This window comes from Burkholderia sp. ABCPW 111 (assembly GCF_000773065.1).
Lineage (GTDB): Bacteria > Pseudomonadota > Gammaproteobacteria > Burkholderiales > Burkholderiaceae > Burkholderia > Burkholderia savannae.
In genome coordinates this window covers 87721-97781 of sequence record NZ_JPWT01000051.1, presented here as the reverse complement: position 1 = coordinate 97781, position 10061 = coordinate 87721, and the positions used below count along the sequence as shown (strand labels likewise).

8 protein-coding genes are annotated in these 10061 nt (G+C 67.4%); 3 read left to right on the top strand and 5 right to left on the bottom strand.

All coding sequences use genetic code 11. From position 1 onward, the window contains the following. On the bottom strand, positions 1-1308 hold a 1308-nt coding region (locus X946_RS35005), incomplete at its 3' end, for a hypothetical protein (protein ID WP_161788643.1). Between the two features lie 291 nt (positions 1309-1599). Between X946_RS35005 and X946_RS36085 the strand changes: the two genes are divergently transcribed. Beyond that, complete coding sequence (locus X946_RS36085) at positions 1600-1833, top strand: hypothetical protein (protein ID WP_060822074.1); 234 nt, start codon at positions 1600-1602, stop codon at positions 1831-1833. Between the two features lie 686 nt (positions 1834-2519). Here the strand turns inward: X946_RS36085 and fusA are convergent. The 4 genes from fusA to X946_RS07250 all read right to left on the bottom strand — a co-directional run bounded on the left by fusA (position 2520) and on the right by X946_RS07250 (position 6655). Next, positions 2520-4634, bottom strand: coding sequence for an elongation factor G (fusA, locus tag X946_RS07260; protein ID WP_038745295.1), 2115 nt, complete (start codon positions 4632-4634; stop codon positions 2520-2522). 261 nt (positions 4635-4895) lie between these two features. After that, complete coding sequence (locus X946_RS07255; protein WP_038745294.1) at positions 4896-5405, bottom strand: DUF192 domain-containing protein; 510 nt, start codon at positions 5403-5405, stop codon at positions 4896-4898. 194 nt (positions 5406-5599) lie between these two features. Beyond that, complete coding sequence (locus X946_RS30505) at positions 5600-5815, bottom strand: hypothetical protein (RefSeq protein WP_081463944.1); 216 nt, start codon at positions 5813-5815, stop codon at positions 5600-5602. Between the two features lie 261 nt (positions 5816-6076). After that, on the bottom strand, positions 6077-6655 hold the full coding sequence (locus X946_RS07250; protein ID WP_038745292.1) for a pseudouridine synthase: 579 nt from the start codon (positions 6653-6655) through the stop codon (positions 6077-6079). Positions 6656-6919: 264 nt separating this feature from the next. Between X946_RS07250 and icd the strand changes: the two genes are divergently transcribed. Further along, positions 6920-8179: an NADP-dependent isocitrate dehydrogenase gene (gene icd / locus X946_RS07245; protein WP_038745290.1), complete on the top strand. Its 1260-nt coding sequence runs from the start codon at positions 6920-6922 to the stop codon at positions 8177-8179. A gap of 167 nt (positions 8180-8346) precedes the next feature. Further along, positions 8347-9942: a multicopper oxidase family protein gene (locus X946_RS07240; protein WP_038745288.1), complete on the top strand. Its 1596-nt coding sequence runs from the start codon at positions 8347-8349 to the stop codon at positions 9940-9942. The last annotated feature ends 119 nt before the right edge of the window (positions 9943-10061 follow it).

Genomic DNA, 10061 nt, shown 5'->3' with positions numbered 1-10061 from the left:
GCCGTTGCTGCCGCCGTTGCCGTTACCACCGGCATTGCTGCCACCGTTGCCGTGACCGCCGTTGCTGCCGCCATTGCCGCCACCGTTACCGGTGCCGCCATTGCCGTTGCTGCCGCCGTTGCCGTTACCACCGGCACTGCTGCCACCGTTGCCATGGCCGCCGTTGCTGCCGCCATTGCCGCCACCGTTACCGGTGCCGCCATTGCCACCATTGCCGGCACCACCACTGCCATTGCCGTTGCTTCCGCCGTTACCGTGACCACCACCGTTGCTAGCGCCGCCACTACCGTTGCCACCGCCATTGCCGCCGCTACCTTGACTGCCACCGCTATTTCCGCCGCCGTTGCCGTGACCCCCACCGCTGTCGCCGCCGCTACCGCCGCTGTGTCCACCATGGCCACTGCTCGACGTGCCGCCGCTCGAAGTGCCTCCACCCGAAGTACTGCCACTCGAAGTGCCGCCGCCCGAAGCACCGCCGTTCGAGGTGCCGCTGCCCGACGCGCCGCCGCTTGAAGTACCGCCACTCGAAGTGCCGCCACTCGAAGTGCCGCTACCCGAAGTGCCGCCGCCCGAAGCACCGCCGTTCGAGGTGCCGCTGCCCGACGTGCCGCCGCTTGAAGTGCCGCCACCCGAAGCGCCGCCACCCGAAGTGCCGCCGTTCGAGGTGCCGCCGCCCGAAGCACCGCCGCCCGAAGCACCGCCGTTCGAGGTGCCGCCGCCCGAAGTGCCGCCACCCGCAGCACCACCACCCGACGTACCACCACCCGAATGTCCGCCGCCGGCGTTGCCGATGCCCGATGCGTTGCCCGCGGAGTTACCGCTGCCGCGGCCCGTGCCGGTCGTGCCGCCGGAGGTCGAACCTGTCGTCGTGCCGCCCCCGATGCCCGCCGGCCCGACGGCGCCATCCCCGTTGTTTCCATTGCCGCCGCTTCCACGGCCATTGCCCGGGCTGCCGCCGGTTCCGACTCCGTGCTCGCCGTTGCCCCCCGCGCCGTTGGCGAGATGAAGCACGGATTCGCACGCTGCCGGATCGGCGGAACAGGGCGACGCCAGTTCCGCGGGCGGCATCGCGACGTCCGCATTGGCGGACACATCCGGCGCGCCGGCCTGCGTCGCGTTTTGCGCAACCGGCAACGGTGCGGAAAGCGGCGCGTCGTCGCGTGACTGCGCGGCGCTCGGCCCCGCGGGCATGATTTCTTGCGCGAGCGCATACGAGCCGCAGCAGTACGCGAATGCGGCCGCCGCCAGCAAGGTCGCGCGATAGCATCGGCCCGCCGCGCGGTACGGCTGTTTCGTCTTGTGCATCATGGGTCTCCCGAAGCGCGCGGTCCGTGTTGCCGCGCGGTTTTATGCGTGTGTTGCCCGGGGGCCGGAAGATGCGTTGTCGTTTCAGTGGCCGATCTCGTCCGGACTGGTGCGAGACCAGCCGGCCGCGTCGATCGGCACGCGGGCCCGCCGTGCGCGCCCCTCACTGCGATAACCGTGCCATCGGCCGCTCACGCCCATCGAGCAAGGCGTGGGCGCTTCGCGAACGCGGCGCTGAAACATCGGAGAAGCGGTTTTGTTTCCGAAATGAAACGTCGGGAGGAAGGTCCGCGCGTGGACGCGTCGGCCGCGCGCCGCGAGCGGCGGCGCAGGATCGATGCGATCCGGCAGGCCAGGAACAGCGCGGCGATCCCCCATCCGATCGCGCCGACCCTCTCGCCGATCGCGTCGAGCGGGTTGCGCTCCGCGCCCGGCGGCGAGAGCGTGTGGGCGAGCAGGGAGGCCGCCTGGATGCCGCCGATCGCGCATGCGCGCGTCGAGGGCACGGCCATTGTGCTCGCGTCGTGAAGATGCTCGCGCTGCGGATCGCCCGTCTCCCGGCCGCGCGCGCGGCTCATCGGCACGTCGTCCGTCGAGCCGATCGGCGTCATTGGGGCCATGAACCGCGCGGGAAACGGCGGAATCCGGAAGAGCGGCAGGTCCTGGCTCGCCGGTGTGGCGTCGATCGCAAGGAGGCGGGTTTGGTTACAGAATTGAAACCGAGCCGGCCGGCACGGCGGCCGGATACCTGTTCCGGCTAGTCGAAACGAACCGGAGCCGCGGGCGCGCCAAGCGCGCGAAGAAGCGGGCGAAGAAGCCCGCGGATGCGCATGCGTGCCGGCCGAGTCCGCAGCGTCCGGCGTGCGGCGGGGTTATGCCGCCGCGCGATTCTGCGGGATCGCGCGGTTCAGGCCTGCCAGCCCGAGCGGGAACGTTACGGATATCGTGCGCGGTGCGCTTGCGCCGCCTATATCGCAAAACGTGTTGAAAGGTGTCGAAGCGGTCACGCAGCGCGACCGCGGTCAGCGCCGCGCCGAGCGTGGCGGGGAGACGACGCCTCGTCGCGAGGCGGGCGGCGTGAACGCTCCGCCGTGGCCTCGTCGATGCCCGGGCGGCGCGTGCCGAAAAAAAAGCCCGTCCGTTTCCGGACGGGCTTTCGTTTCATGGGCCGCGCGGCGCGATGCCGCCGCCGCACGGCCTCGCAAGCCGGCCGCTCAGCCGCGGCGGACCTGCTTCGCGTTGATGACCGCTTCCGACACGTTCGCCGGCGTCTCCGCGTAGTGCTTGAACTCCATCGTGTAGGTCGCGCGGCCCTGCGTGGCGGAGCGCAGCGACGTCGAGTAGCCGAACATCTCGGCGAGCGGCACCTCGGCGCGCACGAGCTTGCCGCCGCCGCCCGCGATGTCCTCCATGCCCTGCACGATGCCGCGCCGGCTCGACAGGTCGCCCATCACGTTGCCCATGAAGTCCTCGGGCGTCTCCACCTCGACGGCCATCATCGGCTCGAGCAGCACCGGCTTCGCGCGGCGCATCGCTTCCTTGAACGCCATCGAGCCGGCCATGCGGAACGCGTTTTCGTTCGAGTCGACGTCGTGGTACGAGCCGAACGTCAGGTGCACCTTCACGTCGACGACCGGATAGCCCGCGAGCACGCCGCTCTTCAGCGTCTCCTCGATGCCCTTGTTGACCGCCGGAATGAACTCGCGCGGAATCACGCCGCCCTTGATCTCGTCGAGGAATTCATAGCCCTTGCCGGGGTTCGGCTCGAGCTTGATCACCGCGTGACCGTACTGGCCGCGGCCGCCCGACTGCTTGACGAACTTGCCCTCGACATCCTCGGCGACGGTGCGCACCGTCTCGCGATACGCGACCTGCGGCTTGCCGACCGTGGCTTCCACGCCGAACTCGCGCTTCATCCGGTCGACGATGATTTCGAGATGCAGCTCGCCCATCCCGGAGATGATCGTCTGGCCGGATTCCTCGTCGGTCTGCACGCGGAACGACGGGTCTTCCTGCGCGAGGCGATTGAGCGCGAGGCCCATCTTTTCCTGGTCGGCCTTGGTCTTCGGCTCGACCGCCTGCGAGATCACCGGCTCGGGGAACTCCATCTTCTCGAGGATGATCGGCTTGCCCGGATCGCACAGCGTGTCGCCGGTCGTCGCTTCCTTCAGGCCGACCGCCGCCGCGATGTCGCCCGCGCGCACTTCCTTGATTTCCTTGCGCTCGTTCGCGTGCATCTGCAGGATTCGGCCGAGCCGTTCCTTCTTGTCCTTCGTCGGGTTCAGCACCGTGTCGCCCGATTCGACGACGCCCGAGTACACGCGAAAGAAGATCAACTGGCCGACGAACGGATCAGTCATGATCTTGAACGCGAGCGCGGAGAACGGCTCGTCGTCGCTCGGATGACGCTCCGCTTCGTGGTCGTCGAGATCGTGGCCGAGGATCGCGGGCACGTCGGCGGGCGACGGCAGATAGTCGATCACCGCGTCGAGCATCGCCTGCACGCCCTTGTTCTTGAACGCGCTGCCGCAGAGCATCGGCACGATCTCGTTGGCGATCGTGCGCTGGCGCAGCGCGGCCTTGATTTCGTCTTCCGTGAGCGAGTGATGGTCGGTCAGATATTTCTCGAGCAGCGCCTCGCTCGCCTCGGCGGCCGCCTCGACCATCTTCTCGCGCCATTCCTCGGCGCTCGCGCGCAGGTTCTCGGGGATCTCTTCGTACGTGAACTTCACGCCCTGGCTTTCGTCGTCCCAGACGATCGCCTTCATCTTCACGAGATCGACGACGCCCTGGAAATGCTCTTCCGCGCCGATCGGAATCTGGATCGGCACGGCGACGCCTTTCAGGCGCTCGCCGATCTGCCGCTGCACGCGGAAGAAGTCCGCGCCGACGCGGTCCATCTTGTTGACGAACGCGATGCGCGGCACCTTGTACTTGTTCGCCTGGCGCCAGACGGTTTCGGACTGCGGCTGCACGCCGCCCACCGAGTCGTAGACCATGCACGCGCCGTCGAGCACGCGCATCGAGCGCTCGACTTCGATCGTGAAGTCGACGTGGCCCGGCGTGTCGATGATGTTGATCCGATGCTCGGGATAATTGCCGGCCATGCCTTTCCAGAACGCCGTCGTCGCCGCGGACGTGATCGTGATGCCGCGCTCCTGCTCCTGCTCCATCCAGTCCATCGTGGCCGCCCCGTCGTGAACCTCGCCGATCTTGTGGCTCACGCCGGTATAGAAGAGGATGCGCTCGGTCGTCGTGGTTTTGCCGGCGTCGATGTGAGCGCTGATACCGATGTTGCGATAGCGCTCGATGGGGGTTTTGCGGGGCACGTGAACCTCCTAATGGTTCTGGACGGAAACGGCCCGGCCGGTGCGGCCGGCGCCGTCGCTCTTGCGAGACTTAAAGCATAGCGCTTGCTCGGGGCTTTTGCAGATGCGGGCGATGCATCGGCAATCAAGTCCCGCGCGTCGGCGAACGCTTGAGCGCCTCGTCCGTGCACGAAAACGGCGCGCGCGAAAAAGCCGGCGCGCGGCCGGCTTTCTGTCGTGGCACGGGCGGAGGCGGGCGGCGCGCGTCGCCCGCGTCGGGCGTCACTGCGGCTGCGGCAGCCCGTCGATCTTCATCCCCTGCTTGATGCCCTTCGCGGCGAACCAGCCGCGGCTCATCTCCAGCGCGTAGACGCCGTTGTTGCGCGGGCAATGGTTGTCGGTCGTCTCGGCCTTCATCTCGTCGATGTCGGTGATCGTGCCGTCCGCGCGGATGAACGCGATCGACAGCGGGATCAGCGTGTTCTTCATCCAGAAGCAATGCACGGCGTTCTCGTTGAACACGAACAGCATCCCTTCGTTCGGCGCGAGCTGCGAGCGGTACATGAGGCCCTGCTCGCGATCGGCGTCGTTCGCCGCCACGGCCGCGTCGATCACGTACATGCCGGCGCGCAGCTTCACGCGCGGGAATTCGCTCGGCTGCTTCGCGCCGGGCGGCAACTGCGCGGTCTGCGCGGCCGCGGCGTGCATGCCGCCCGCGGCGAGCGCGAGCGCGATCGGGAAGGCGGCGGCTCGCACGAATCGGGCGAGCGAAGAGCGCGGGGAAAATCGCACGGCTTGGGCTCCTATCGGGAATTCGAGACCCGCATGGTACGCGAAGCGCGGCGTCGCGCGCAGATCACGTGCACGGTGCGAGGCGGGGGAACGGAGACAAAAAGAAAAAGGCAGATCGCCTCGCGGGGATCTGCCTTGCAACGCCGTAAGAACGGCAAAGACTTGTTCTTGACTGCGTCTTACAACTTGCTTACTTAGTTCGAAGCAGCAGCCGGGGCTTCAGCAGCGCTGGCTTCCTTCGCCTTCTTCGCGTGCTTCTTGTGTGCGTGCTTCTTGTGGGCCTTCTTAGCCGGAGCCGAAGCAGCTTCAGCCTTCTCAGCCGGAGCCGAAGCAGCGGCCGGAGCCGAAGCTTGCGCGAAAGCAGCCGTTGCGAAGAGACCAGCGACCAGAGCGGCGATCAGTTTGTTCATGTTGTGTTCCTCAGCTTTAGTTAATTAACCAAATGACCCGGCATAGGAGTCATGTCGTCTAACGTGCCATCCACCTTTCGGTTGACAGACGCATCGAGAAAAATCTCTTCGCGCTGCAGGCGGCCGGTTCGCGCAGGTGTCGCTCGAGCGACGGGACCGCGGTTCGGTCGCCAATGCCGGATAGCTGGGAGTGGCATCTGCGTCGTTTAACGCGTCGGGTTCGAAGTCGGTTGACGCGCGGCGAAACGTGTCACCGCATTGTCATCCAGGCCGCTTTGCGCGCTCCCAGGGCGCGCGGGGCGGCAACTCGCGGGTTTCGCCGGGCGCGAGGCCGAGCGCGAACACGTCGAGCGCGCCGATGCCGACTCGGATGAGGCGCAGCGTCGGAAAGCCGACCGCCGCGGTCATTCGCCGCACCTGGCGGTTCTTGCCCTCGGCGATCTCGAGCTCGATCCAGGTCGTCGGGATCGCGGCGCGAAAGCGGATCGGCGGGGTGCGCGGCCAGAGCGCGTCGGGCGGCGCGACGAAACGCGCGCGGCACGGGCGGGTCACGTAGTCGCCGAGATCGACGCCGCGCTCCAGCGCCGCGATCGCGGCCGCGTCCGGCGCGCCCTCGACCTGCGCCCAGTAGCGTTTGACGAGCTTGTGGCGCGGCTCGGCGATCTTCGCCTGCAGCGCGCCGTCGTCGGTGAGCAGAAGGAGCCCTTCGCTGTCGGCGTCGAGGCGGCCCGCCGGGTAGACGCCGGGCGTCTTCACCCAGTCGCCGAGCGACGCGCGGGTTTCGTGCGGAGAGAACTGGCAGATCGTGCCGAACGGTTTGTTGAGGGCGATGAGGCGCATGGGGCAAGGCTCGCGAGGGGACGGGCGGCGCGACGCGGGCCGCGTTCTATGGCAAATGGCGGAATCTTAATGCATAATACGGAACGGCAAGTCTTTTGTCTTATATAAGACTTGCGCGGGTCCCGCGTACCAGTTTCGCGCCGCCTTCCGCCGCGAGAGCGCTAGAATAGCGGCTCGCCTTTGCGGACGCAGGGCCGGCGCCGCGCGCGCCCGACCGCGCACAACCAGATACCCACCAGCCCAGCCATATCACTGGAGTCGATCATGCCGTATCAGCACATCAAGGTTCCGGAAGGCGGTGACAAGATCACCGTCAACAAGGATTTCTCGCTCAACGTTTCCGATCAGCCGATCATCCCTTACATCGAGGGCGACGGCACGGGCTTCGACATCACGCCGGTGATGATCAAGGTCGTCGACGCGGCGGTCGAGAAGGCGTACGGCGGCAAGAAGAAGATCCACTGGATGGAGATCTACGCCGGCGAGAAGGCGACGAAGGTCTACGGTCCGGACGTGTGGCTGCCGGAAGAGACGTTGCAGGTGCTCAAGGAGTACGTCGTGTCGATCAAGGGCCCGCTCACGACTCCGGTCGGCGGCGGCATCCGCTCGCTGAACGTCGCGCTGCGCCAGGAGCTCGACCTGTACGTCTGCCTGCGCCCGATCCAGTACTTCAAGGGCGTGCCTTCGCCGGTGCGCGAGCCGGAGAAGACCAACATGGTCATCTTCCGCGAGAACTCGGAAGACATCTACGCCGGCATCGAGTGGGCGGCGGAATCCGAGCAGGCGAAGAAGGTCATCAAGTTCCTGCAGGAAGAGATGGGCGTGAAGAAGATCCGCTTCCCGGAAACGTCGGGCATCGGCATCAAGCCCGTGTCGAAGGAAGGCACCGAGCGTCTCGTGCGCAAGGCGATCCAGTACGCGATCGACAACGATCGCAAGTCGGTCACGCTCGTCCACAAGGGCAACATCATGAAGTTCACGGAAGGCGCGTTCCGTGACTACGGCTACGCGCTCGCGCAGAAGGAATTCGGCGCCGAGCTGATCGACGGCGGCCCGTGGATGAAGTTCAAGAACCCGAAGACGGGCAACGAGATCGTGATCAAGGATTCGATCGCCGACGCGTTCCTGCAGCAGATCCTGCTGCGTCCGGCCGAGTACGACGTGATCGCCACGCTGAACCTGAACGGCGACTACGTCTCCGACGCGCTTGCCGCGCAAGTCGGCGGCATCGGCATCGCGCCGGGCGCGAACCTGTCGGATTCGGTGGCGATGTTCGAAGCGACGCACGGCACGGCGCCGAAGTACGCGGGCAAGGACTACGTGAACCCGGGTTCGGAAATCCTGTCGGCCGAAATGATGCTGCGCCACCTCGGCTGGACCGAGGCGGCCGACGTCATCATCGCCGCGATGGAGAAGTCGATCCATCAAAAGCGCGTCACGTACGACTTCGCACGCCTGATGGAAGGCGCGACGCAAGTGTCGTGCTCGGGCTTCGGTCAGGTGCTGATCGAAAACATGCAGTAAGCGCGTCGGCTTGGCCGATGTCGAACGACACCCCGGCGGGCCGTGTGCCCGCCGGGGTGTTTCGTTTTGGCGCGGCGCTCGCGCGCAACGCACGTAAGCGCCGCACCATGCGCGCGCCGACTGGTGTATCGTCGGAATTTCCGTTTCGGCGACACAGGAGTCGATCGATGTTGCGCAGACATTTTCTTTCCAGCGCGCTGGCCGCGGCCGTCGCGTCGCTCTTCGCGCGCGGCGCACTTGCGGCCGGCGGCGAGATGCACGACATGGGCGGCATGGAAGGCATGGACGACATGCCGGGCATGTCGCCCGCGCCCGCCCGCGCACCGCGCGCGAAGCCGGCGGCGCAGGCGCTCGCGGCCGCCGACGCGCTGCCTGCCGGCGCGCCGCTTGCCGCGTTGCGCGTGCTCGCGAACGAGAGCCGCGAGCCCGGCGTGTTCCGCGCGACGCTCGTCGCGCAGCCCGTCGCGCGCACGCTGTTGCCGGGCGCCGCGCCGACGACGTTCTGGCAATTCGGCGCGGGCGTGCAGGGGCCGGTGGTCGGCCCGCTCATCGACGTGCGCGAAGGCGACGCGGTCGAGCTTCGCTTCGTCAACCGGCTGCCGCAGCCGTCGACGATTCACTGGCACGGGCTGCCCGTGCCGCCCGACCAGGATGGCAATCCGTCCGATCTCGTCGCGCCGGGCACGACGCGCGTCTATCGCTTCACGCTGCCGAAGGGGAGCGCGGGCACGTACTGGTACCACCCGCATCCGCACATGGCGACGGCCGAGCAGGTGTTTCGCGGGCTCGCGGGGCCGTTCGTCGTGCGCGCGGCCGACGATCCGCTCGCCGGCTGGCCCGAGCGGCATCTGTTCATCTCCGATCTGAAGCTTGCACACGACGGAACGATTGCGCCGAACGACATGATGGACTGGATGAACGGCCGCCAAGGCCAGTTCGTGCTCGTCAACGGTGCGCGACGGCCGCGCATTTCGCTCGCCGGCGACGAGCGCTGGCGCGTATGGAACGCGTGCAGCGCGCGCTATCTGCGCATCGGGTTCGACGACGGCCGATCGTTCGCGCACATCGGCACCGACGGCGGCCTCTTCGACGCGCCGCGCGACGTGACGTCGCTGCTGCTCGCGCCCGGCGAGCGCGCCGAGCTCGTCGTGCGCGCGGGCGATCGCGCGTCGCGCGCAGTGCTGACGGCGCTCGAGTACGACCGCGGCAAGATGTCGATGTCGGATGCCGCGCACGGCAGCCTGCCGCCCGATCCCGCGCTGCCGCTCGCCGACGTCGCGTTCGAGCCCGGCGCGCCGCGTGCGCTGCCCGCGCATTTGCGCGCGGTGCCCTCGCTCGGCGAGCCGGTCGCGCGCAAGGACGTGTCGTTCGGCGAGCAGATGGACATGAACGCGATGATGCGCTCGCCCGCGCACGGCCGACCGGCCGGCATGCGCTTCATGATCAACGGCGCGACGTTCGAGCCGCACCGCGCGACATTGACGAGCCGGCGCGGCGACGTCGAATTGTGGACGATTCGTAACGAAACCGACATGGATCATCCGTTTCATCTGCACGGCACGCAGTTCCAGGTCGTCGAGCGCGAGATCGACGGAAACAAGACGCCGGAGCCCTATCGCGCGTGGCGCGACACGGTGAACGTTCGGCAGGGCGAGCGCGTGCGGATTCTCACGGCGCAGTTCGAGCGCGGCGAGCGGATGTTCCACTGCCATATTCTCGAGCATGAGGATCTCGGGATGATGGGCGTGCTGAAAGTCGTTTGAAATGCGCGGCGACCGAGTTCGGTCATCGAGCGCATATTCGGTTCGTCGTGGCGCTCGAGCGCGCCGCGGGCGGACGAAAAAAAACCCGGCTGGAAGCCGGGTTTTCTATTTTGATCCAG

Excerpts from the sequence above, each read along its gene's own strand:
- X946_RS30505 (WP_081463944.1), bottom strand. The coding sequence starts at position 5,815 with ATGAACAAACTGATCGCCGCTCTGGTCGCTGGTCTCTTCGCAACGGCT.
- icd (WP_038745290.1), top strand. The coding sequence starts at position 6,920 with ATGCCGTATCAGCACATCAAGGTTCCGGAAGGCGGTGACAAGATCACC.
- X946_RS07250 (WP_038745292.1), bottom strand. The coding sequence starts at position 6,655 with ATGCGCCTCATCGCCCTCAACAAACCGTTCGGCACGATCTGCCAGTTC.
- X946_RS07240 (WP_038745288.1), top strand. The coding sequence starts at position 8,347 with ATGTTGCGCAGACATTTTCTTTCCAGCGCGCTGGCCGCGGCCGTCGCG.